At 66.0% G+C, this 22,863-nt stretch carries 17 protein-coding genes; 7 read left to right on the top strand and 10 right to left on the bottom strand.

All coding sequences use genetic code 11. The features are described 5' to 3' along the window. Window positions 1-38: 38 nt before the first annotated feature. From POF53_RS18235 to xthA, 3 genes are all read right to left on the bottom strand, one after another. Complete coding sequence (locus POF53_RS18235; protein ID WP_498968852.1) at window positions 39-1,703, bottom strand: cyclic peptide export ABC transporter; 1,665 nt, start codon at window positions 1,701-1,703, stop codon at window positions 39-41. A 130-nt stretch (window positions 1,704-1,833) separates the two neighbouring features. Next, window positions 1,834-2,712, bottom strand: coding sequence for a formylglycine-generating enzyme family protein (locus POF53_RS18230; RefSeq protein ID WP_234562494.1), 879 nt, complete (start codon window positions 2,710-2,712; stop codon window positions 1,834-1,836). 420 nt (window positions 2,713-3,132) lie between these two features. After that, window positions 3,133-3,945, bottom strand: coding sequence for an exodeoxyribonuclease III (gene xthA, locus POF53_RS18225; protein WP_232855224.1), 813 nt, complete (start codon window positions 3,943-3,945; stop codon window positions 3,133-3,135). A gap of 163 nt (window positions 3,946-4,108) precedes the next feature. Here xthA and POF53_RS18220 point away from each other — a divergent pair, with 163 nt between their 5' ends. The 3 genes from POF53_RS18220 to POF53_RS18210 are packed head-to-tail and all read left to right on the top strand — an operon-like array spanning window position 4,109 to window position 10,226. Next, entirely contained in the window at window positions 4,109-4,759 is a 651-nt protein-coding gene (locus POF53_RS18220; RefSeq protein WP_203646864.1) for a GNAT family N-acetyltransferase, read from the top strand. A gap of 53 nt (window positions 4,760-4,812) precedes the next feature. Continuing rightward, window positions 4,813-6,555: an autotransporter assembly complex protein TamA gene (locus POF53_RS18215; RefSeq protein ID WP_232855223.1), complete on the top strand. Its 1,743-nt coding sequence runs from the start codon at window positions 4,813-4,815 to the stop codon at window positions 6,553-6,555. Continuing rightward, window positions 6,555-10,226: a translocation/assembly module TamB domain-containing protein gene (locus POF53_RS18210; RefSeq protein ID WP_498968849.1), complete on the top strand. Its 3,672-nt coding sequence runs from the start codon at window positions 6,555-6,557 to the stop codon at window positions 10,224-10,226. Before POF53_RS18215 ends, POF53_RS18210 begins: the two co-directional genes overlap by 1 nt. Window positions 10,227-10,244: 18 nt before the next feature. Here POF53_RS18210 and POF53_RS18205 read toward each other — a convergent pair whose 3' ends face one another. Continuing rightward, a complete protein-coding gene (locus POF53_RS18205; RefSeq protein ID WP_232855220.1) occupies window positions 10,245-10,625 on the bottom strand; it encodes a Mor transcription activator family protein in 381 nt (126 codons plus the stop codon). Window positions 10,626-11,060: 435 nt separating this feature from the next. On the opposite strand from POF53_RS18205, the gene POF53_RS18200 reads away from it, so the two are divergent. Continuing rightward, a complete protein-coding gene (locus POF53_RS18200; RefSeq protein ID WP_011533313.1) occupies window positions 11,061-11,249 on the top strand; it encodes a hypothetical protein in 189 nt (62 codons plus the stop codon). A 36-nt stretch (window positions 11,250-11,285) separates the two neighbouring features. Here the strand turns inward: POF53_RS18200 and POF53_RS18195 are convergent, their stop codons facing one another. Further along, window positions 11,286-11,648 (bottom strand): fe2+ zn2+ uptake regulation protein, encoded by a 363-nt coding sequence (locus POF53_RS18195; protein WP_232855219.1) that lies wholly within the window; start codon window positions 11,646-11,648, stop codon window positions 11,286-11,288. 199 nt (window positions 11,649-11,847) lie between these two features. Between POF53_RS18195 and pvdQ the strand changes: the two genes are divergently transcribed. Then, on the top strand, window positions 11,848-14,154 hold the full coding sequence (gene pvdQ, locus POF53_RS18190; protein WP_498968846.1) for a bifunctional acylase PvdQ: 2,307 nt from the start codon (window positions 11,848-11,850) through the stop codon (window positions 14,152-14,154). A gap of 149 nt (window positions 14,155-14,303) precedes the next feature. On the opposite strand, the gene lpxH is transcribed toward pvdQ, so the two are convergent. Both lpxH and POF53_RS18180 read right to left on the bottom strand, forming a co-directional pair. Continuing rightward, on the bottom strand, window positions 14,304-15,026 hold the full coding sequence (gene lpxH / locus POF53_RS18185; RefSeq protein ID WP_498968844.1) for a UDP-2,3-diacylglucosamine diphosphatase: 723 nt from the start codon (window positions 15,024-15,026) through the stop codon (window positions 14,304-14,306). After that, complete coding sequence (locus POF53_RS18180) at window positions 15,023-15,523, bottom strand: peptidylprolyl isomerase (RefSeq protein WP_217866050.1); 501 nt, start codon at window positions 15,521-15,523, stop codon at window positions 15,023-15,025. The genes lpxH and POF53_RS18180 overlap by 4 nt, the downstream gene beginning before the upstream one ends. Window positions 15,524-15,783: 260 nt before the next feature. Between POF53_RS18180 and POF53_RS18175 the strand changes: the two genes are divergently transcribed. Together POF53_RS18175 and cysS are read left to right on the top strand one after the other, a co-directional pair. Next, on the top strand, window positions 15,784-17,487 hold the full coding sequence (locus tag POF53_RS18175; RefSeq protein ID WP_203646844.1) for a glutamine--tRNA ligase/YqeY domain fusion protein: 1,704 nt from the start codon (window positions 15,784-15,786) through the stop codon (window positions 17,485-17,487). Window positions 17,488-17,496: 9 nt separating this feature from the next. Further along, window positions 17,497-18,879 (top strand): cysteine--tRNA ligase, encoded by a 1,383-nt coding sequence (cysS, locus tag POF53_RS18170; RefSeq protein ID WP_498968841.1) that lies wholly within the window; start codon window positions 17,497-17,499, stop codon window positions 18,877-18,879. Window positions 18,880-18,999: 120 nt separating this feature from the next. On the opposite strand, the gene POF53_RS18165 is transcribed toward cysS, so the two are convergent. The 3 genes from POF53_RS18165 to POF53_RS18155 all read right to left on the bottom strand — a co-directional run bounded on the left by POF53_RS18165 (window position 19,000) and on the right by POF53_RS18155 (window position 22,331). Continuing rightward, complete coding sequence (locus POF53_RS18165) at window positions 19,000-20,391, bottom strand: sensor histidine kinase (protein ID WP_498968839.1); 1,392 nt, start codon at window positions 20,389-20,391, stop codon at window positions 19,000-19,002. After that, complete coding sequence (locus tag POF53_RS18160) at window positions 20,369-21,049, bottom strand: response regulator transcription factor (protein WP_050706019.1); 681 nt, start codon at window positions 21,047-21,049, stop codon at window positions 20,369-20,371. The genes POF53_RS18165 and POF53_RS18160 overlap by 23 nt, the downstream gene beginning before the upstream one ends. Window positions 21,050-21,311: 262 nt before the next feature. Beyond that, window positions 21,312-22,331: a branched-chain amino acid aminotransferase gene (locus POF53_RS18155; RefSeq protein WP_203646838.1), complete on the bottom strand. Its 1,020-nt coding sequence runs from the start codon at window positions 22,329-22,331 to the stop codon at window positions 21,312-21,314. Window positions 22,332-22,863: the final 532 nt, after the last annotated feature.

Below are 22,863 nucleotides of genomic sequence, written 5' to 3'. Positions count from 1 at the left end.
CGCGGGCGGTGACAGGGCCACCGCCCGTGGGGGAGGGGTCAGGCGGGCAGGGCCGGTTCCTGGTTGCGTTCGACCAGGATCTTGCCGCTGTGCATGCGCACCAGCTGGTCGGCCACCGGGAAGTAGCGGTCGTCGTGGGAGATGACGATGATGGTCTTGCCCTGCTGCTTCAGCTCCGGCAGCAGCTCGGTGTAGAACACCCGGCGGAAGGCCGGGTCCTGGTCGGCGGCCCACTCGTCGAACACCAGCACCGGACGCTGGTCGAGCCAGGCGTTGATCAGCGCCAGGCGCTTGCGCTGGCCGGTGGACAGGTCGGTGGTGGTGAAGCTGCCGTCGCGGATCCCGACCTTGTGGGCGATGTCCAGGCGTTCGAGGTACTTGGCGGCCTCCGGCGGCAGCTCGGCGAGGCCCGGCAGCGGTTCGTCGAACAGGTAGTAGTCGGCGAAGATGGTGGTGAACAGCTGGCGGTAGTCGTCCAGGCGCTGCGGTGTGACCGCCTCGCCGTTGAGGCGGACCTCGCCCTGTTGCGGGGTATACAGGCCCAGCAGCAGCTTGATCAGGGTGGTCTTGCCGCAACCGTTCTCGCCGACGATGAAGACGATATCGCCCTGGCGGATGGTCAGGTCCACCGGGCCCAGGTGGAACGGCTGGCTGCCTTCGACCTGAGGGTAGTCATAGCGCAGCTGGCGCAGTTCGATGGAGGCGACCTCTGTCACCTGTGGCGCGCGGTCGCTGACCAGCAGGTGCGGTTCGGGCGAGGAGAAACGCTGGGACAGTTCGGCGATCCGGCGCAGGGCGATCTGTGCCCGGCTGATGCTCGGCAGGTTGGTGATCAGCTGTTCCAGCGGCCCCTTCATGTACAGCATCACCAGCACGAAACCACCCAGCACGGTCTTGTCGGTGCTCGGCCACAGGGCCTGGAAGGCGATGGCGATGCCGATCACCGCGAAGAACAGCATCGAGCCGAAGGTCTCGGCGCTGACGAAGATGTTCGCCGCGCGGATGTTGGCCTTGCAGATGCGTTCGGTGGCGCCGTGGATCAGCTGGTCGTGCATATGCTGGCGGCGCTGGCGCTGGATGCGCAGCTCCTTGGCGCCGCCGGAAAGGGCCTGGTAGTGCTTCTGCAGCTCGTCCTCGTTGTTGCGCGCGGTAAGGATGTTCTTCATGCCATGGCGGTGGGCGAGGAACTGCGCGCCGGTGCCGATCACCACGGTCAGCACGGTGACCAGCAGGATCTGCCAGGACAGCAGCGCCAGGTAGGACAGGCAGCCGAGGGTGACGGTGAAGGCGATGACCATCGGCGCCACCGACAGGGCGAAGGCGCTGATGGTGCTGACGTCGTTGAGCAGCACCGGGATCAGGCGGTGGGCGCGGTAGCGCTCCAGTTGCGCGATCGGCGCCACCAGCACCTTGGCGGCCAGTTCGCGGCGCAGGCGCGCCACCACCTTCTGTCCGACGTAGTTGGTCAGCAGGTTCGAGCCGGTGGAGCAGGCCAGGGTCAGCAGGCACAGGCCGCCGAACAGCAGGGCGGTGCGGGTGTCCGGCCCGCCCACGGCGTTCATCGCGCTGTTGATGGTGGCCAGCAGGGCGGTGACGCTCAGGCCGCTGACCACGCCGAGGGCCGCCGAAAGCGCGACCAGCATCCAGAACGGCTTGAGTATCCGCAGGGTTTCCTGGGCGAGGCTGGGGGTCTTGGACGTCATGGAGTCATCTCGTGAGTATTCGTTGGCGCAGGGCGGCGGACCAGGCCCTGATCTTGGTAGACGAGAGGGTTTTGCGCGGATTTAGTGACGAGGCGGATCCGGCGCCAGGGGCGCCGGAAGTGGGGAGGGCTTAGAGTTCGCGGGCGACGCGGAAGCCGATCCAGTCGCCGCGCAGGGTGGAGCTGCGTTCGTTGCGATTGCCCGAGCGGGAGAAGATCGGCGCCTCGGTGTAGTCGTTGCCGCGGATCACCCGGCGGTCCTCGCATTCGCTGCTGTTGGTCTGCGGGCTGCCATCGGTGGGGGCGGTTGCGTAGCTGTCGACGTAGCAGTCGCGGGTCCACTCGTAGACGTTGCCGTGGCCGTCGTAGACACCGAAGGCGTTGGGCGGGAAGCTGCCGACGGGCGAGGTGAAGGAGAAGCCGTCCGTGGGGCCGTAGGTGTTGGCGTGCTTGGAGATCTGGTACTTCTGCTCGTCGTTGTCATCGAGCGGGAAGGGGAACGGCCCGGTGCTGCCGCCGCGCACGGCGTATTCGCGCTGGGATTCGCTGAGCACCTTGTAGACCTTGCCGGTCTTCTTCGACAGCCACGAGGCGTAGGCCTCGGCTTCGTGGAAGTTCAGGCACACGGCGGGTTGACGATCACCCTGCTGGTAGCGCGGCACGCCCGCGATGCATTCGCGGCCCGGGCGGGTGTCGCCGTTGGGAACCTTGTAGCCGCTGGCCTTGAGGTAGGCTTTCCATTCGCCGTTGGTGATCTGGTATTGGCTGACGGCAAAGGCCTTCTTGAAGGTCACCTGGTGCAGCGGGCCTTCGTCGTCCTGGCGGCCTTTTTCGTCGTCCGGGGTACCCATCATGAAGCTGCCGGCGGGCAGCACCACCATTTCCGGGCAGGTCTTGGCGCAGTCGCGGAACACCGTGCCGGGTTTGTGCGCGGGCGCCGCGGCCAGGGCCGGCAGGCTGCAGGCGACCAGCAGGGCGGCCAGGGTGAGGCGGTTCAGGGGTGCGGTCATGGGGAAGCCTTGTTCAGGGTTGCTGGGCAGACAGCGGGAGTTCGTGCTGATGGACGAAATGAACGAGGCGATGTTTAAGGGTGGGTTGTAACAAGTGTTTGGCGGGAGAGGTGTGGCGCCTATCAGATCGAGCGCCGCCCGCGCGGCGCATCGCGGCGCAAGGCCGCTCCTACATCTGTTTCGGGCCAGTTATGCCTGAGAGTGAGGCGGCGCCCGCCTTGGTGCATGCCTTGAGGCAGGTGAAGCGGCAGCGGTGCCCACGCTGGAACCGCGTCGGACCAACAAGGCGGACCAGGTAATGGCACAGGATTGACTGGCCCGAAACAGATGTAGGAGCGGCCTTGCGCCGCGATGCGCCGCGCGGGCGGCGCTCGATCTCGAGAGCGCTGCAAGGCTACAGTCAAGCGCTAGCGCCTCAACTCAACCCAACTCAAGCCAGATCGGCGCATGGTCCGAAGGCTTCTCCATCCCCCGCAGCTCATAGTCGACCCCGGCGGCCTTGACCCGTGGCAGCAAGCCCTGGGAGGCCATGATCAGGTCGATGCGCAGGCCGCGCTTGGGCTCGTCCTCGAAGCCGCGGCTGCGGTAGTCGAACCAGCTGAAGCGGTCGGCCACCTCCGGGTGCAGGTGACGGAAGCTGTCGACCAGGCCCCAGCCCTTGAGCCGCTCCATCCACTCGCGCTCCTCGGGCAGGAAGCTGCACTTGCCAGTCTTCAGCCAGCGCTTGGCGTTGTCCGCGCCGATGCCGATGTCGCAGTCCTGGGGCGAGATGTTCAGGTCACCCATCACCACGACGGGCTGGTCATTCTTGAACTGCCCTTCGAGCAGGGCCTGCAGGTCGCTGTAGAAGCGCTGCTTGGCCGGGAACTTGGTGGGGTGGTCGCGGCTCTCCCCCTGGGGGAAGTAACCGTTCATCACGGTGATCGGCGTGCCGTCGGCATCGGCGAAGGTGCCCCAGATGAAACGACGCTGGGCGTCCTCTTCATCGCTGGCAAAGCCTTTGAACAACGACAGCGGCGCCTGGCGCGAGAGCAGGGCGACCCCGTAGTGGCCCTTCTGGCCGTGGTAGTGCACGTGGTAGCCGAGCGCCTCGACGTCGGCCAACGGGAACTGATCGTCGCTGACCTTGGTTTCCTGCAGGCCGATCACGTCCGGCTGGTGTTTGTCGATCAGCGCCGCCAGCTGGTGCGGGCGGGCGCGCAGGCCATTGATGTTGAACGAGACGATCTTCATGGAAAGATGATCCTGGTAAAAGCCACGGATGCTAGCCGACATCGCCGGCCACGGCCAGCATGGCGCCGCGCGGCGGGCACTGCTAACGTGCTGGAGGAGGTGAACCCAGCGCCGGAATCTGGCTCCAAGGCACTGTACGCCCATTCCAGGAGGACTGCCCGCAATGCCCGACGTCATCGCCGCCCCGGCCCGGACCTGTCTGCTCGACGCCGGCTACGCCCGTGAGGCGCGTTCGCTGCTCTACCATGCCTATCGCCACGAGCCGACCTTCGCCTGGCTGTTCGAGGGCCAGCGCCCCGGCTACGAGCGTCGCCTGCGGGTGATGGTGCGCGAATGGGTGCGCCAGCACTTCTATCTGCAGTTGCCGGCGATCGGCCTGCTGCTGGAGGACCGCCTGGTCGGCCTGGCGCTGATCGTGCCGCCGCAGCGGCGCCTGGGCGTGGCCGACAGCTGGGCCTGGCGCCTGCGCATGATCCTCGGCACCGGCCTGCGCTGTACCCGGCGCTACCTGGACTACCAGGCCGCGCTGGCCGGCTGCCTGCCGGGCGACAATGTCCACGTCCTGCCGCTGCTGGGCGTGCACCCGCAGTTCCAGGGCCAGCACTATGGGGAGCAACTGCTGCAGGCCGTGCACGACTGGTGCGCGGAGGACGCCAACACCGAGGGCGTGGTGCTGGATACCGGCAATGCGCACTACCTGGCGTTCTACCAACGCCAGGGTTATGAAGAAATCGGCGAGATCGCGGTGGGACCGATCAGGGAGCGGGTGTTCTTCCACCCCAATCCCCGTTCATCCAGGGTGGCGAACCTGTGACAGGCGTTTGCCGACAGCCCTCTTGACCCCTTTGCTCTGGTAGCATGCCGCGCATGACGTATTCAGGAAGACTTGGCTGGGGCCTGCTGTTGCTGGCCGCCAGCTCCATGGCATGGGCGCAGAGCGAATTGCTGGTGCGGGTCAAACCCGCCAACAAGGCGCTCAAGTCCAATATCGAAGGGTATATCGGCAGCCTGGGCGATCGCGACGAAGAAGCCCTGCTGCGCTTCAGCCGGGGCGCCGAGGAGCAGACGCGCAAGGCGGCCCAGGCCCTGGGCTACTACCAGGCGCGGGTCGAGACCGAGGTCAAGGCACCGGGGGACAACGACAAACCCGCGCAACTGATCATCCGGGTCGAGCCCGGCGAGCCGGTGCGCCTGCGCAACGTGACCGTGCGCATCGACGGGCCGGCCAGCGAGCTCAAGGCCTTCCGCATCCCCGACAGCAAGGCGCTGCGCCCGGGCGAGCAGCTCAACCACGGCACCTACGAGGATGCCAAGCGGCTGATCCAGAACCAGGCGTCGCGCTACGGCTTCTTCGCCGGCCGTTTCGAGCGCCAGCGCCTGGCGGTGGACCCGCAGGCCGGCGTGGCCGACATCGAGCTGATCTACCTGAGCGGCCCGCGCTACCGCCTGGGCGCGGTGACCTTCGGCGGCGACGCGCCGCTGGACAATGACCTGCTGCAGCGCATGGTGTCGTTCAAGCCCGGCACCCCCTACGACTCTGAACTGATCGCCGAACTCAACAACGACCTGCAATCGAGCGGCTACTTCGACAGCGTGCGGGTGGACGCCGCGCCCACCGCCGCAGTGGGCGAGGACATCCCGGTGGATGTGCGCCTCGATACCCGCAAGCCGCGCACTCTGGGCCTGGGCCTGGGCTTTTCCACCGACGTCGGGCCGCGCGGCAAGGCCAACTGGACCCGCCACTGGGTCAACCCGCAAGGGCACAGCTATGGGTGGGAAACCGAATTGTCGGCGCCCCGGCAGAACGTCGGGCTGTGGTACGACATCCCGCTGGACCCGCCGCTCACCGACAAGCTGCGCTTCGCCGGCGGCTACCAGAACGAGGAGATCTCCGGCACCGACACCCTGAGCAAGCTGCTCACCGTTGGCCCCGAGTGGCACAGCAAGCTGCCCAGCGGCTGGCAACGGGTGATCTCGCTCAAGTACCAGCGCGAGGAATATCGGCTGGGTGACGACTCGGGGCTGAGCAACCTGCTGATGCCGGGCGTCAGCTTTTCGTACCTGCGCAGCGACAACCGCATCGACCCGCATAACGGCTACCGCCTGCAGTTCGACCTGCAGGCGGCCAAGGAAGGCCTGGGCTCGGACACCAACCTGATCCACGGCAACGTGCTGCTCAAGGGCCTGACCACCCTGGGCCAGAACCATCGCTTCCTCGCTCGCGTGCAGTTCGGCGGCAGCGCCACCAACGGCTACCAGCAGAACATCCCGCCGTCGCTGCGCTTCTTCGCCGGTGGCGACCAGAGCGTGCGCGGCTACGACTACCAGTCGCTGTCGCCAAAGAACAACCAGGGCGACCGCATCGGCGGCCGCTACCTGGTGGCCGGCAGCGCCGAGTACCAGTACTCGATCGCGGAAAAATGGCGCCTGGCGACCTTCGTCGACCAGGGCAACTCGTTCAATTCGCTGGAGTTCCCCAGCCTCAAGACCGGTGTCGGCATCGGTGTGCGCTGGGTGTCGCCGGTCGGGCCGCTGCGCCTTGACCTGGCCCGCGCGCTGGATGATGACGGTGGTTTTCGCTTGCACTTCTCCATGGGGCCCGAGCTGTGATGCGTGTGTTCAAACCGATCCTGCTGGTGCTGGCGGGCCTGCTGGTGCTGATCGTCCTGGCGCTGGGGCTGGTGCTCGGCACCCAGGCGGGCAGCCGCTGGGCGCTGGCGCGGGTGCCGGGGCTCGAGGTCAGCGATTTTACCGGGCGCCTTGGCGGCAGCTGGCAGGCCAGCCTGCTGCGCTGGTCCGCCGGCGACGATCGGGTCGAGCTGCTGACGCCACAATTGGCCTGGTCGCCGGCCTGCCTGCTGCGTGCCACCCTGTGCATCGAGCGCCTGCAGGCCGAGCGCATCGACATGGCCTTCGCGCCGGGAGAGGACAACCCCGACAGCGGCCCGCTGCAATTGCCGGCGCTGAACCTGCCGCTGGCCATCGAACTGGGCGAGGTCAAGGTGGGCCAGTTGCGCCTGGATGGCAGCGACCTGCTGGGCGACCTGAGCCTGGCCGCGCACTGGACCGCCAGCGGGCTGCGGGTGGACAGCCTGCGACTGCGCCGAGACGATCTGCACCTGGATGTCCAAGGCGACCTGACGCCCCAGGGTGACTGGCCGCTGCAGCTGCAGGGCACGCTGCAACTGCCGACAGTGGATGGCAAGCCGTGGCAGTTGGCATTGAACGCCAAGGGCGAGCTGCAGCAGACCCTCGTCATCGAGGCCACCAGCAGCGGTTACCTGGATGCCCGGTTGAACGGTGAATTGCAGGCCCTGGCCGAGCACCTGCCGGCCCGCCTGAGCATCCGCTCGGAGGCCTTCAAGCCCGCCGGCGAGTTGCCCGACACCCTGCAGTTGAACCAGCTCAAGCTCGATGCCCAGGGCGACCTGCTCAAGGGTTACCAACTCTCAGGTTCGGCCACCTTGCCCGCCGAGCAAGGGCCGGTGGGCCTGGTGCTGGCCGGCAAGGTGAACGCCAAGGGAGCCCGGATCGATGCCCTGGACCTCAACGCCAGCGACACGCAGCGGCTCAAGCTGCAGGCCAGCGCCGACTGGCAGCAGGGCCTGAGCGCCGACGCCAGCCTCGACTGGCTGGACTTCCCCTGGTTGCGCCTGTATCCGCTGGAGCAGGCGCCCCAGGTCAGCCTCAAGCGCTTCAACGCCCAGGTGCAGTACCGCGACGGCAACTACAAGGGCGCGTTCAACGGCGACCTGGACGGCCCGGCGGGCGCTTTCAGCCTGGCCAGCCCGTTCGAGGGCGACCTGGGCCAGGTACGCCTGCCACAGCTGCTGCTCAGCGCGGGGCAGGGCAAGGCCGCGGGCAGTGTCGCCTTGCGTTTTGCCGACACCCTGGCCTGGGATGTCGACCTGCAATTGTCGGCGCTGGACCCGGCCTATTGGCTGGCGGAGCTGCCGGGCACCCTGGCCGGGCCGCTGCGCAGCCAGGGCGAGCTCAAGCACGAGCAGTTGGCGCTCAAGGCGCAGCTGGACCTCAAGGGTCGCCTGCGCGGCCAGTCGGCGCTGGTCAAGGTCGACGCCGAGGGCGCTGGCGAGCGCTGGACCCTGGGCAGCCTGGCGGTGCAACTGGGTGACAACCGCATCAGCGGCAGCGCCAGCCTGCAGCAGCGCCTGGCCGGGCGTATCGACCTCGACCTGCCGCGCCTGGGCCAGCTCTGGCCGCAACTGCAAGGGCAGGCCAAGGGCCGCCTGGACCTGGCCGGTACCCTGGCCGCGCCCCAGGGCACCCTGGCCCTGCAGGGCCAGCAACTGGGCCAGGCCGACAACCGCGTGCAGCGCCTGGACCTCGACGCGCGACTGGACAGCGCCCAGCGCGGCCAGCTGACGCTCAAGGCCGGCGGGATCCGCCTGGGGGACACCGCCCTGGGCAGCCTCGATGTGCAAGGCAAGGGCGATATCCGCCAGCAGGCCGCGACGCTGGCCCTCGACGGCCCGCAACTCAAGCTCGACCTGGCGCTGGATGGCGCCTTGAGCAAGGGCGACTGGCGTGGCCGCCTGGCCAACGGGCGCATCCAGGCCGGCGGCCAGGATTGGCAGTTGCAGGCACCGGCGCGCCTGCAACGCCTGGCCAGCGGCCAGCTCGACTTCGGTGCCCATTGCTGGCGTTCCGGCCAGGCCAGCCTGTGCGGCGAGGACCAGCGCCTGGCGCCAGAGCCGCGCCTGCGCTACCACCTCAAGCAGTTCCCGCTGGACAGCCTGGCGCAGTGGCTACCCAAGGACTTCGCCTGGCACGGCCTGCTCAACGCCGACATCAACCTCGACATCCCGTCCAGTGGCCCCAAGGGCAGCATCCGCATCGATGCCGGCGGCGGTACCCTGCGGGTGCGCGACAAGGACCGCTGGATCGACTTCCCTTACCAGGTGTTGCGCCTGGACAGCACCCTGGCGCCGCGCCGGGTCGACACCCGCGTGGATTTTCGCGGCGAGCGCCTGGGGGAGCTGAACCTGAATGCCCGCATCGACCCGCTGGGCCGCAACAAGCCGCTTTCCGGCGACTTCCGCCTGGCCGGGCTCGATCTGTCGGTCATCCGCCCGTTCCTGCCGATGGTCGAGCGCCTGGCCGGCCAGCTCAACGGCAGCGGACGCCTGTCGGGCAGCCTGCTGGCGCCCCAGGTCAATGGCAACCTGGCCTTGAGCGGCGGCGAAGTCAGCGGCGCGGAACTGCCGGTCAGCCTCGAGGACCTGTCGCTGCAGGCACTGATCGCCGGCGAGCAGGTGCAGTTGAACGGCAACTGGCGCAGCGGCGCCGCCGGCCGTGGGCAACTGGCCGGTCACCTGACCTGGGGGCAGGCGCTGGGCATGGACCTGCGCCTGCAGGGCCAGCAACTGCCGGTCAGCATCGAACCGTACGCGGCGCTGGAAGTGGCGCCCGACCTGACCATCCGCCTGCTGGACGACCGCCTGGCGGTGACCGGCAAGGTGCTGGTGCCCAAGGGCAAGATCACCGTGCGCGAGTTGCCGCCGTCGACGGTCAAGGTCTCCGACGACACGGTGATCGTCGGCCACCAGACCGAGCAGGGCAAGCCGCCGATGGCGGTGGCCATGGACATCGATGTCGAGGTCGGCAGCGAAAAACTGTCGTTCAAGGGCTTCGGCCTTACCGCCAACCTGCTGGGCCATGTACATATCGGCGACAACCTCGATACCCGCGGCGAACTGAGCCTGGCCGACGGGCGCTATCGGCAGTATGGGCAGAACCTGACCATTCGCCGCGCGCGCCTGTTGTTCGCCGGGCCCATCGACCAGCCGTACCTGGATATCGAGGCCATCCGCAAGGTCGATGACGTGATTGCCGGCATCCGCCTGAGCGGCAGCGCCGAACAGCCGACCACCAAGGTGTTCTCGGAGCCGGCAATGAGCCAGGAGCAGGCGTTGTCCTACCTGGTGCTGGGCCGGCCGCTGAACAGCTCCGGCGAGGACAACAACATGCTTGCCGAGGCGGCGCTGGGCCTGGGCCTGATGGGCAGCGCCGGCCTGACCGGCGGCCTGGCCTCGAACCTGGGCATCGACGACTTCCAGCTCGACACCCAGGGCACGGGCAACAAGACCAGCGTAGTGGCCAGCGGCAATCTCACCGAGCGTCTGAGCCTGCGCTATGGTGTTGGCGTGTTCGAGCCAGCCAACACCATCGCCTTGCGCTACAAGCTCAGCAAGAAGGTCTACCTCGAAGCCGCCAGCGGCCTGGCCAGCTCGCTGGACATCTTCTACAAGCGCGATTTCTGAGCCCGGTGGAGTGCCTGCTTAGCGGGCATGGCACTCCTGACGCCGAATGTTGCCGATCTGTCGCAAGCTCAGACCGTACTTGTTGGCCAGCAGGCTGCGCGACAGCCCGCTGGCGCTTTCCTTCTGGATCTGCTTGTTGCGTAACTGGCGCTGGAAGTGGTCGGGCTTGGGGATTTCCAGGGCCAGACCGGCGTAGCGCTCGATCAGCGCGTCGAGCGCCGCAGATGGCAGCACATCGGCCAGCTTGCTGCGGTCGCGGTGCTTGGGAATGTACTTGGGTCGTCCGCCGAAGGCACAGGTCAGGCGGTAGGCGCTGTCCAGGCCGACGCACTCGATCAGCGCCTGCAGCGATTGAGGCAGTTGGGTGATGTCGATATTGCTCAGGTCTGGCGTTTCCACGAAATGGTTCCTTCCGTCATGTAGGTTTGGCAGACGCCGAGGCCCGGTTGGCTGCGGCGTGGTCGGCCACAGGTGGCGGTCCGAGTGGCGTGGTCCGATTTTCGAACAGCAGCGGAAAGGGTCGCTAGGCGCGAAGCGGACCGGAGCTTGTAGCCGCAACTGCCTGTTGTTTGCGGGTAACCTGATAGCGCGAAGTAGGAAACGCCCTCACCCTTTAGCTACAGGCCCCAAACCGTCTAGTGAAGGGGTTCCATGATGGCGGTTTGGGTGTGTGACCCAGGCGTGCGCGCGCAGACACGCCCGGGTGTCCTGGGGTGAGGAGGTATGTGCAGGGAAGGGGGGCGGGCAGGAACTTCAGCGGGGGAAAAGCGGGCGAGGTATCATGGCGTCGGCTCCGCTGGAGCCTCATGTCCCCGATGTCGCAAGGAATTTCCGATGACCCACGTGCAGCGCCTCAAATACTCGATCCTGATCATCCTGGTGGTCCTGGGAATCATGCTCGGCCTAAGCTACCTGCAGAAGCAGGGCACTATCAGCGAGCAGACGTTCCAGTACATCGCCATCGCCATCGCGGTGGTAGTGGTGGTGATCAACGGGATCCTGCGGCGCAAGGTCAAGCCCTGAGGCGGGCGGGCCGGCATATCCTTGCCGGCCATGCGCTCAACGCGAGACGGGTTGCTCGAGCACGGCCCAGGCCTGGGGGTTGAGGCTGTAGCATTTGTCGCTGCCCAGGCTGATCACGCCTTCGCTGCACAGGCGTTTGAGCACCTCGCGCACACTCAGGAACGACAAGGGAATATCCAGTTGCTCGAGTTGTGCATGCACGCCGCGCACGCCAATGCTGCGGCCACTGCGCCCGGCGGTGTGCAGGGCGTCGATGACCTTCAGGCGGATCAGGCTGGTGCGCAGGCCATAGGCGCGCAGCAGCTCGCGGATCTGTTCGTTGCCCACGCGTTCCTCCTGGGGGGCGGCGGCCTGGCCTGGGGCGGGCGGCGCCGATAGCGTTTGTTGCGGGTTATACATGTGAATGCTCCTTTTCGTGGACTGTCCCGAAATCATGGGTGCCTCACATCTAAAGACGAATGAGATCGACAAAACTGCAACCCTCGGTGAAAAAAATCTGACACGTTCTGTTGAGAACGTTGCAGCCTCGCGTCGAACGTAAAATTTTCATCCGGCCATTCGTCTGTTCGGGATGACCCCGATAGCACGAGGAGTGCCTGTGATCCCTCTTCCCCTGTTCCGCCTGGGCCTTGCCGCCGCCCTGGTTGCCTCCAGCCTGGCCGTCCAGGCACGGGAGGTCGCCGACGAGGCCTCTGCGCAGATCCGCCGCACCAGCTTTGGCGTGCCGCATATCCTGGCCAAGGACGAACGCGGCCTGGGCTACGGCATCGGCTATGCCTACGCCCAGGACAACCTGTGCCTGCTGGCCAACGAGGTGCTGACGGTCAATGGCGAGCGCTCGCGCTATTTCGGTGGCGACGCCAAGACGGTCGAGCAGCGCGACAACCTGTCCAGCGACCTGTTCTTCACCTGGCTGAACGAATCGGCGGCAGTGGACGCCTTCCTGCAGGCGCAACCGGTGGCGGTGCGTGACCTGCTCGACGGCTACGCCAGCGGCTATAACCGTGCCCTGGGCGAGCGGCGCGCCCAGGGCCTGCCGGCCGAGTGCGGGGCAGGGGACTGGGTGCGGCCGATCAGCAGCCGCGACCTGGTCAAGCTGACCCGGCGCCTGCTGGCCGAAGGCGGTGTCGGCCAGTTCGTCGAGGCGGTGGTGGCCGCGACCCCGCCGAAGCTGGCGGCGCAACGCCCGGCGGTCGACTACGGCGTGGCCCTGGCGCGCCAGGCGCAGTTCGCCGCCGAACGTGGCAGCAACGCCGTGGCGGTGGGCAGCGAGCGTTCGGCCAATGGTCGCGGGCTATTGTTGGCCAACCCGCATTTCCCCTGGATCGGCGGCATGCGCTTCTACCAGATGCAACTGACCATCCCCGGGCAGCTGGATGTGATGGGCGCGGCCCTGCCGGGCCTGCCGGTGGTCAATATCGGTTTCAACCGCCATCTGGCCTGGACCCATACCGTCGACACCTCGAAGCATTTCACCCTCTACCGTCTGCAACTGGACCCCAAGGACGCCACTCGTTACCTGTATGACGGCCAGTCGCTGCCGCTCGAGCGCAAACAGCTCAAGGTCATGGTGAAGGGCAAGGACGGCACGCTGAGCGAGGTGGAGCGCACTATCCACCTGTCCAAGTTCGGCCCGGTGGTGCAGTGGCCAGGGCGGCTGGACTGGGACAACCAGGCGGCCTACAGCCTGCGCGACGCCAACCTGGACAATACCCGGGTGCTGCAGCAGTGGTACCGGATCAACCGCGCCGATAGCCTGGAGGCGCTCAAGGCCTCGGTGGGGCAGTTGCAGGGTATCCCCTGGGTCAACACCCTGGCGGTGGATGCCGCCGGCCAGGCCCTGTACCTGAACCAGTCGGTGGTGCCCTATGTCGACCAGCCGCTGCTGGCGCAGTGCAGCAATCCGGCGGCGTCCGGCCCGCTGGTGGTGCTCGATGGCTCGCGCAGCGCCTGCCAGTGGAAGGTCGATGCGCAGGCGGCCCAGCCGGGGATCTTCCCGGCGAACCTGCTGCCGAGCCTGGAGCGCCGTGACTATGTGCAGCACGCCAACGACTCGGCGTGGATGGCCAACCCGGCCCAGCCGCTGACCGGTTTCTCGCCGCTGGTCAGCCGTGCCGACCAGCCCCTGGGCATGCGCAGCCGTTTTGCCCTGCAGCGCCTGCAGGGCAGGGACAAGCTGGGTGTCGCCGAGCTGCAGCGCATGGTGTTCGACGACGAGGTGTACCAGGCCAGCCTGCTGCTGCCGGACCTGCTGCAGTGGTGCAAGGGCGTGGAGGCGGATCTTGAGTCAGTGTGCGTCAGCCTTCGGACCTGGAATGGCAAGGCCGACCTGGACAGCGGCGTCGGCCTGGTCCATTTCATGAATATCGCTGGTGCGTTGGCCGAGCACCCGCAAAGCTGGCGCGTGCCGTTCGATCCGGCCGACCCGCAGCACACGCCTCGTGGCCTGGCGGTGGAGCAGGGCGCGGTAGGCAAGCTGCTGCGCGAGGCGGCGCTGGCGTCGCTGGAGCAGGTGGGCAAGGCGGGCATCGCCGCCGATCAGCGTTGGGGGGAAATCCAGCAGGCTGCCGATGGCACGCCGGTGCCCGGTGGTCCGCAGGCCCTGGGGGTCTACAACGCGATGGTCAGTGTGCCGGTGGGGCCGGGCAAGCGCCTGGTGGTCAGTGGTTCGAGCTATCTGCAGGTGGTCAGCTTCACCGAGCAGGGGCCAAAGGCCCAGGGATTGCTGGCGTTCTCGCTGTCGAGCGAAAAGGCGTCGGCGCATGCCGCCGACCAGACGCGGGCCTTCGCGGCCAAGCAACTGGCGCCGATCCCGTTTACCGACGCGCAGATCAAGGCTGATCCGCAGTATCGGCGGTATGTGATCAGTGAGCGGGATAAGGGGCGCGTGGTCATCGCCCAGTAATCAGGCGTCCTCTGTAGGAGCGGCCTTGTGCCGCGAAAGGGCTGCAAAGCAGCCCCGGCGATCTTTGCATAATCGCTGATATCGGGGGGCCGCTTTGCGGCCCTTTCGCGGCACGAGGCCGCTCCTACAGGGGGCTGTGCGTTTGTCGTTCAGGAAAACTCGAACGGCGCCAGCTGGAAGCCCTGTTCGTCCACCTGCAACGCCCAGCCCCGCCGGTCCCAGTCCCCCAGCACGATACGCCGCGCCGGCTGGCCATCGACCACCAGCTTGTGCAGCGCCGGCCGGTGGGTGTGGCCATGAATCAGGGTGCGCACGCCGTGGGCGGCCATCACCTTGGGCACTTCCTCGGGGGTGACGTCGACGATCTCGGTGCTCTTCATGCGCGTCTGCGAGCGGCTTTCGCTGCGCAGCTTGCGCGCCAGCTTGTGCCGCGTGCCCAGCGGCAGGTGCCGCAGGATCCACAGGCTCAGCGGGTTGCGCAGGTAGCGGCGCAGCTTCATGTAGGCCACATCGCGAGTGCACAGGGTGTCGCCGTGCATCAGCAGCACCGCCTCGCCACCCAGCTCGACCACGCTGGGGTCGGCCAGCAGGGTGCAGCCGGCGGCGTCGCAGAACGCCTGGCCGATGAGGAAATCGCGGTTGCCGTGCATCAGGTAGATCGCCGTGCCGCTGTCGCTCAGCCGGCGCAGGGCCTGGCAGATCGACTGCTGGAACGGCGTCATCGCATCGTCGCCGATCCAGGCCTCGAAGAAGTCGCCGAGGATGTACAGCGCCTTGGCGTGGCGGGCGCGGCCGTCGAGCAGATCAAGAAACGCCCGGGTGATATCCGGGCGTTCTTCTTGCAGGTGCAGATCGGAGATCAGCAGTATCACTCAATGATCTCGGCTTTCTCGATGATCACGTCGTCTTTCGGCACGTCCTGGTGGCCGGCCTTGGAACCGGTGGCGACTTTCTCGATGGCGTCGACGATTTCCTTGCCTTCGATCACTTCACCGAAGACCGCGTAGCCCCAGCCCTGGACGTTCTTGCCGCTGTGGTTGAGGAAGTCGTTGTCGGAGGCGTTGATGAAGAACTGCGCGGAGGCCGAGTGCGGCTCCATGGTGCGGGCCATGGCGATGCTGTACTTGGTGTTCTTCAGGCCGTTGTCGGCTTCGTTCTGGATGCTGGCGCGGGTTTTCTTCTGGCTCATGCCAGCCTCGAAACCGCCGCCCTGGATCATGAAGCCCTTGATCACACGGTGGAATACGGTGCCATCGTAGTGGCCTTCCTTGACGTACTGAACGAAGTTCTCGGTAGTCAGCGGGGCTTTCTCGGCATTCAGTTGCAGGACGATATCGCCGTGGTTGGTGCTCAGTTTGACTTTAGACATGCTGAAAATCGCTCTTTCAAGGCATTCGGAAATGAGTGTGCGCAGGGCGCTCGGAGTACCTGACGCAGGATCAGGCCACCGCGACACAGGCCGCTGGGCCGCCATTGTGCCGGATTGCGCCGCCTCGCGCCGACAAAACGTGCCACTTTGAAGGCACTTTTGTGGGCACTTCGGCTGTCAGCAGCTTGACTGCTTCGGCTATGATAGGCGCTTTGATTCAATCGGCCTACCCGGGCCGGCTACCTGCATTCAAGGACACTATGAGCAAGCCCACTGCCGACAACGCGCCAAACGCCGCTGCCAAAGGCGCACCCGCCGTCCCTGTGAACTTCCTGCGGCCGATCGTCCAGGCCGACCTGGACTCGGGCAAGCACCAGAGCATCGTCACCCGTTTCCCGCCGGAGCCCAACGGTTACCTGCATATCGGTCACGCCAAGTCGATCTGCGTCAACTTCGGCCTGGCCAAGGAATTCGGCGGTGCCTGCCACCTGCGTTTCGACGACACCAACCCGGCCAAGGAAGACCAGGAGTACATCGACTCCATCCAGCGTGACGTCAAATGGCTGGGCTTCGAGTGGGCAGGCCCGGTGCGCTATGCCTCGGACTACTTCGAGCAGCTGCACGCCTGGGCCGTGGAGCTGATCAAGTCGGGCAACGCCTATGTCTGCGACCTGACCCCCGAGCAGGCCAAGGAATACCGCGGCAGCCTGACCGAGGCTGGCAAGAACAGCCCGTTCCGCGAGCGCAGCGTCGAGGAGAACCTGGACCTGTTCGCGCGCATGAAGGCCGGCGAGTTCAAGGACGGCGAGCGCGTGCTGCGCGCCAAGATCGACATGGCCTCGCCGAACATGAACCTGCGCGACCCGATCCTGTACCGCATCCGTCATGCCCACCACCACCAGACCGGTGACAAGTGGTGCATCTACCCCAACTACGACTTCACCCACGGTCAGTCGGACGCCATCGAAGGCATCACCCACTCGATCTGCACCCTGGAGTTCGAAAGCCACCGTCCGCTGTACGACTGGTTCCTCGACAAGCTGCCGGTGCCGGCGCACCCGCGCCAGTACGAGTTCAGCCGCCTGAACCTGAACTACACCATCACCTCCAAGCGCAAGCTCAAGCAGCTGGTGGACGAAGGCCACGTCGAGGCCTGGGACGATCCGCGCATGTCGACCCTGTCGGGCTATCGCCGTCGCGGCTACACCCCGGCCTCGATCCGCAATTTCTGCGAGATGATCGGCACCAACCGCTCCGACGGCGTGGTCGACATGGCGATGCTCGAGTTCAGCATCCGCGACGACCTCGATCGCACCGCGCCACGCGCGATGTGCGTGCTGCGCCCGCTGAAGGTGGTGATCACCAACTACCCCGAGGGCCAGGTCGAGCAGCTCGAACTGCCACGCCACCCGAAGGAAGACATGGGCGTGCGCGTGTTGCCGTTCGCCCGCGAGCTGTACATCGACCGCGACGACTTCATGGAAGAGCCGCCCAAGGGCTACAAGCGCCTGGAGCCGGCCGGTGAAGTGCGTCTGCGCGGCAGCTACGTGATCCGCGCCGACGAGGCGATCAAGGACGAAGGCGGCAACATCGTCGAACTGCGCTGCTCGTACGATCCGGACACCCTGGGCAAGAACCCCGAAGGCCGCAAGGTCAAGGGCGTGATCCACTGGGTGCCGGCGCAAGGCAGCGTCGAGTGCGAAGTGCGTCTGTACGACCGCCTGTTCCGCTCCGCCAACCCGGAGAAGACCGAAGACGGCGGCAGCTTCCTCGACAACATCAACCCCGATTCGCTGCAGGTACTCAGCGGTTGTCGCGCGGAACCTTCCCTGGGCCAGGCCCAGCCAGAAGACCGCTTCCAGTTCGAGCGCGAAGGCTACTTCTGCGCCGACCTGAAAGACTCCCAGCCGGGTCGCCCGGTATTCAACCGGACCGTGACCCTGCGCGATTCGTGGGGCAGCTGAGGAACCTTCGTGCTTACCATCTACAACACGCTGAGCAAGACCAAGGAAGTTTTCAAGCCGCTGGACGGCAACAAGGTGCGCATGTACGTGTGCGGCATGACCGTGTACGACTACTGCCACCTGGGCCATGGTCGCAGCATGGTGGCCTTCGACCTGGTCACCCGCTGGCTGCGCAAGAGCGGCTATGAGCTGACCTATGTGCGCAACATCACCGACATCGACGACAAGATCATCAACCGGGCCAACGAGAACGGCGAGCCGTTCGACGCGTTGACTGCCCGCATGATCGACGCGATGCACGAGGACGAGCGGCGCCTGAGCATCCTGCCGCCGGACCTGGAACCGCGTGCCACCGACCATATCCCCGGCATGCACGCGATGATCCAGACCCTGATCGACAAGGGCTATGCCTACGCGCCGGGCAACGGCGACGTGTACTACCGGGTCGGCAAGTTCGTCGGCTACGGCAAGCTGTCGCGCAAGAAGATCGAAGACCTGCGCATCGGCGCCCGCATCGAGGTCGACGAGGCCAAGCAGGACCCGCTGGACTTCGTCCTGTGGAAGGGTGTCAAGCCCGGCGAGCCTTACTGGGATTCGCCGTGGGGCCCGGGCCGTCCGGGCTGGCACATCGAGTGCTCGGTGATGTCCACCTGCTGCCTGGGCGAGAGCTTCGACATCCACGGCGGCGGCAGCGACCTGGAGTTCCCGCACCACGAGAACGAGATCGCCCAGAGCGAGGCGGCCACCGGCAAGCAGTACGCCAACGCCTGGATGCACTGCGGCATGATCCGCATCAATGGCGAGAAGATGTCCAAGTCGTTGAACAACTTCTTCACCATCCGCGACGTGCTCGACAAGTACCACCCGGAAGTGGTGCGCTACCTGCTGGTGGCCAGCCACTACCGCAGCGCGATCAACTACTCCGAGGACAGCCTGCGCGACGCCAAGGGCGCGCTCGAGCGCTTCTACCACGCGCTGCGCGGCTTGCCGCGGGTCGCGGCCAAGGGCGGCGAGGCGTTCGTCGAGCGCTTCACCGTGGCGATGAACGACGACTTCGGCACGCCTGAGGCCTGCGCCGTGCTGTTCGACCTGGTGCGCGAGATCAACCGCCTGCGCGACAGCGACCCCGAGGCCGCCGCCGGCCTGGCCGGTCGCCTGCGCGAGCTGGGGGATGTGCTGGGCGTGCTGCAGTTGGAGGCCGATGACTTCCTGCGTGCCGGCGCCGAGGGCAAGGTCGATGCCGCCGAAGTGGAGGCGCTGATCCAGGCGCGTCTGCAGGCACGCACCGACAAGAACTGGGCCGAGTCCGACCGCATCCGCGACCAGCTGACCGCCATGGGCGTGGTGCTGGAAGACAGCAAGGGCACCACCACCTGGCGCCTGGCTGACTGATTGGCGCCACTGGGGCTGCTGCGCAGCCCTTTCGCGGCACGAGGCCGCTCCTACAGAGCTGCGTGGTCCCCTGTAGGAGCGGCCTCGTGCCGCGAAAGGGCCGCAAAGCGGCCCCGCTCTTTATTGAACTACCCCAACCAATGGGCAATGCAACACCAACTTGGCTCCACCCCACTCGCTGGCCCCCACCTCCAATCCAAACCCATGCAGGTCGACGATCGCCGCGACGATCGACAACCCCAGCCCGAACCCCGCGTGGCGATGGCCTTCCTCACTGCGGTAGAAGCGCTTCAACACCGCCTCGCGCTCATCCGCCGGAATCCCCGGCCCGCTGTCCTCGACGGCGATATGCACGCCTTGATCGTCTTCGCTTGCGACCATGCGCACCTGGCCGCCTTGCGGGGTGAACTTGATCGCATTGCCTACCAGGTTGGCCAGGGCTTCAAACAGCAATTCCCGATCACCATGCAGGGCCGCCAGTTGCGCGGGCTGCTCCAGCTGCAGACGGATGCCGCCATCCTCGGCCAGAGGCAGGTAGAAGTCGTGCAGCTCCACCAGCAAGGCCTGCGGGTCGAGCTGGACGAAGCCGGCGCGGCGTTGGCGGTCTTCCAGCTCGCTGATGCGCAGCAGGCCACGGAAGCGCGCCATCAGCGTGTCGGTCTCGCCGATCGCCTGGTCCAGCGCCGCGCCTTCGGCGGAGTCGCTGCCGCTTTGCTGGCGGATGCGGTAGAGCTGGGCGCGCAGGCGGGTCAGGGGCGTGCGCAGGTCGTGGGCGATGTTGTCACAAACCCCCTTGACCTCATGCATCAGCCTTTCGATGCGGTCGAGCATCGCGTTGACGATGGCGGCCAGCATGTCCAGTTCATCGCGGCGCACTGACACCGGCAGGCGGTGGGTCAGGTCACCGGCGACGATAAGTTCGGCCTGGGCCTGGATCGCCCGGATGCGTTTGAGCGGTCGGCGGCGCAGCAGGTACCAGCCGGCGAAGCCTGGAATCAGGGTCAGGGAAATACCCCAGAGCAGGGCGTCGAGAATGATCCGGGTGACCACGAACAGCGAGCCGTTGTCGCGCACCAGCACCAGCCAGCGACCGTCCTGGACCTTGATTGCCACGGCGTCGCAGCTGTCGCGGGGCAGGTGCGGATCGTCGGCGTCCAGGCAGCGCTTGAGCTCATGCACCTTGCCGTCCAGGCCCAGCTCCGGCGGGATGCTGCGGATGCGCCCGCCGATCGGGTTGAGCTGGGGGTCGAACAGGCCGTAGGCGTCGAAGCTGCGCTCCTCGAAGGCCTGGCTTGCGATCAGCGCGTCGTCCAGCTGCTTGCCGCTCATATGGGCGAACAGGTGCTGGCGTTGAAGCATGGAATGACGGGTGAGCTTGTTCAGGTAGCTGGTGACCTCGAAGTACAGCACCCCCATGAGGATGCTGCTCCAGGCCACGAACAGGAAGCTGTACAGCGCCAGCAGGCGGCTGGTGGAGGAACTCCAGCCCTTAGACGGGTTCGGCAATGGCATAGCCGGAGCCCCGCACGGTACGGATCAGCGGGTTCTGCCCGGGCGAGTCGATCTTCTTGCGCAGACGGCCGATGTGCACGTCGATCAGGTTGGTGCCGGGGTCGAAGTGGTAGCCCCAGACTTCCTCGAAGATCATCATCCGGGTGATCACCTGGCCGGAGTGGCGCATCAGGTACTCGAGCAGCTTGTACTCGGTGGGCAGCAGGTTCAGCGCCTGTTCGCCGCGGCGCGCCTCGTGGCTGATCAGGTCCAGCTCGAGGTCGGCGACCTGCAGGCGGGTCTGGGTCATCGGCACGCTGTTGCGACGCAGCAGCACCTCGACCCGGGCGGCCATCTCGTCGGAGGCGAACGGCTTGGTCAGGTAGTCGTCGCCGCCGGCGCGCAGGCCGCGCACGCGCTCGTCGACGTCCGACAGGGCGCTGATCATCAGGATCGGCGTGGTGATCTTCAGGTTGCGCAGAGTGGTGACGATGGTCAGGCCATCGACCTCGGGCAGCATGCGGTCGAGGGTGATCAGGTCATAGCCGCCGGCGATGGCCTTGGCCAGGCCTTCACGGCCATTGTCGGCCCAGTCGACTTCCAGACCGTGGCTGGACAGTTCGGCGACGATTTCCTGGGCGGTGACGGCGTCGTCTTCGATGGTCAGTACGCGAGGCATGCTGGTTCCTGGGCGGCGAGTGGAGACCTGATTGTGCCAAAGAATAGACAACCGGCGATTTAAGAAAAATTCATCTGGCTGTATGGGAGACGCATTCCCCTGTAGGAGCGGGCTTGTCCCGCGAAGACCGGCGAAGCCGGTGCCATGCAACGCGGTGCCTGTTTCGCGGGGCAAGCCCGCTCCTACAGGGGGGCGTGGAGGTTCCAAGAAAAATGGGGCATGCCATCGCTGGCATGCCCCGTCTTCACTGCAGGCTGGCGCCTCAGGCGACTTTGACGATCCAGCCCGCCGGGGCTTCGACGTCACCGCTCTGGATACCGGTCAGCTCGGCGTAGAGCTTCTGGGTGACCGGGCCGACTTCGGTTTCGCTGTGGAACACGTGCAGCTTGCCGTTGTACTGGATACCGCCGATCGGCGTGATCACCGCGGCGGTGCCGCAGGCGCCGGCTTCGATGAAACGGTCGAGCTTGTCGATTTCCACGTCGCCTTCGATCACTTTCAGGCCCAGGCGCGATTCGGCCAGTTCCATCAGCGACAGGCGGGTGATGCCCGGCAATACCGAGATCGACTTCGGCGTGACGAATTCGTCGTTGGCGGTGATGCCGAAGAAGTTGGCCGAGCCGACTTCCTCGATCTTCTTGTGGGTCAGCGGATCGAGGTAGATGCAGTCGGCGAAGCCGGCTTTCTTGGCCTCGTAGCCTGGTTGCAGGCTGGCCGCGTAGTTGCCGCCGACCTTGGCTGCGCCGGTGCCTTGCGGGGCTGCGCGGTCGTAGTCGGAGATCAGGAACTTGTGCGGGGTCATGCCGCCCTTGAAGTACGAACCGACCGGGATGGCGAAGACCGAGAAGATGAACTCGGGAGCGGTGCGCACGCCGATGTTGTCACCGGTGCCGATCACGAACGGACGCAGGTATAGCGCGCCCTTGCCGTGCGGCGGCACGAATTTTTCGTTGGCCTTGACCACCTGCTTGCAGGCTTCGATGAACTGTTCGGTCGAGACCCGTGGCATCAGCAGGCGGTCGCAGCTGCGCTGCATGCGCGCGGCGTTCTGGTCCGGGCGGAACAGGTTGATCGAACCGTCCTTGCAGCGGTAGGCCTTCAGGCCTTCGAAGCACTGCTGGCCATAGTGCAGGGCGGTGGAGCCTTCACTGATGTGCAGCACATTGTCTTCGGTCAGGGTGCCCTTGTCCCACTCGCCGTTACGCCATACGGACAGGTAACGTTTGTCGGTCTTGATGTAGTCGAAACCCAGCTTGTCCCAGTTAATGCTTTCGTTACTCATGACACCCTCATTGCTCTGGCCCGAACACGGCGGGCTGCTTTTATATGCGCACCCCGCCACCATAATACATCCGGCGCGGATCGGGAACGGCCAGTCACACAATCCGCCGGGCGTGTACGTTCGGGTCAGGCGCTGTCGCGATGGCGATTACGATGAACGAACAGGCCTGAGCCTGTGCAGAACTGCACATCCACATTCCTTGGAATTTACCTTGGCCAGGAACATTGCCGTGCAGGGGGATGTTGCTAAAGACCCCGACTTCCGAATGATGTGTTGGAGGATTCTGAAGGTTGTCGGATGTTAGTCAGACATGTCTTTGTGTATTCAGCCTAAACGCCAGGCCTTTCAAGGTGTTCGCCGTAACTCTTGCAGCGCCTATCAGATCGAGCGCCGCCCGCGCGGCGCATCGCGACGCAAGGCCGCTCCTACATCTGTTTCGGGCCAGTCAATCCTGTGACATTACCTGGTACGCCTTGTTGGTACGACGCGGTTTCAGCGTGGGCACCACTGGCGCCCCACCTGTCTCACGACA

Source organism: Mitsuaria sp. RG (assembly GCF_028369275.1).
GTDB lineage: Bacteria > Pseudomonadota > Gammaproteobacteria > Pseudomonadales > Pseudomonadaceae > Aquipseudomonas > Aquipseudomonas peradeniyensis.
Note: the sequence above shows the minus strand (reverse complement) of the source record. Positions and strands in the feature narration are given on the sequence as shown.

Bases quoted from the DNA above. Each gene is read 5' to 3' on its own strand.
- POF53_RS18235 (WP_498968852.1), bottom strand. From the start codon at position 1,703: ATGACGTCCAAGACCCCCAGCCTCGCCCAGGAAACCCTGCGGATACTC.
- POF53_RS18230 (WP_234562494.1), bottom strand. From the start codon at position 2,712: ATGACCGCACCCCTGAACCGCCTCACCCTGGCCGCCCTGCTGGTCGCC.
- xthA (WP_232855224.1), bottom strand. From the start codon at position 3,945: ATGAAGATCGTCTCGTTCAACATCAATGGCCTGCGCGCCCGCCCGCAC.
- POF53_RS18220 (WP_203646864.1), top strand. From the start codon at position 4,109: ATGCCCGACGTCATCGCCGCCCCGGCCCGGACCTGTCTGCTCGACGCC.
- POF53_RS18215 (WP_232855223.1), top strand. From the start codon at position 4,813: ATGACGTATTCAGGAAGACTTGGCTGGGGCCTGCTGTTGCTGGCCGCC.
- POF53_RS18210 (WP_498968849.1), top strand. From the start codon at position 6,555: ATGCGTGTGTTCAAACCGATCCTGCTGGTGCTGGCGGGCCTGCTGGTG.
- POF53_RS18200 (WP_011533313.1), top strand. From the start codon at position 11,061: ATGACCCACGTGCAGCGCCTCAAATACTCGATCCTGATCATCCTGGTG.
- POF53_RS18195 (WP_232855219.1), bottom strand. From the start codon at position 11,648: ATGTATAACCCGCAACAAACGCTATCGGCGCCGCCCGCCCCAGGCCAG.
- POF53_RS18180 (WP_217866050.1), bottom strand. From the start codon at position 15,523: ATGTCTAAAGTCAAACTGAGCACCAACCACGGCGATATCGTCCTGCAA.
- POF53_RS18175 (WP_203646844.1), top strand. From the start codon at position 15,784: ATGAGCAAGCCCACTGCCGACAACGCGCCAAACGCCGCTGCCAAAGGC.
- POF53_RS18165 (WP_498968839.1), bottom strand. From the start codon at position 20,391: ATGCCATTGCCGAACCCGTCTAAGGGCTGGAGTTCCTCCACCAGCCGC.
- POF53_RS18160 (WP_050706019.1), bottom strand. From the start codon at position 21,049: ATGCCTCGCGTACTGACCATCGAAGACGACGCCGTCACCGCCCAGGAA.
- POF53_RS18155 (WP_203646838.1), bottom strand. From the start codon at position 22,331: ATGAGTAACGAAAGCATTAACTGGGACAAGCTGGGTTTCGACTACATC.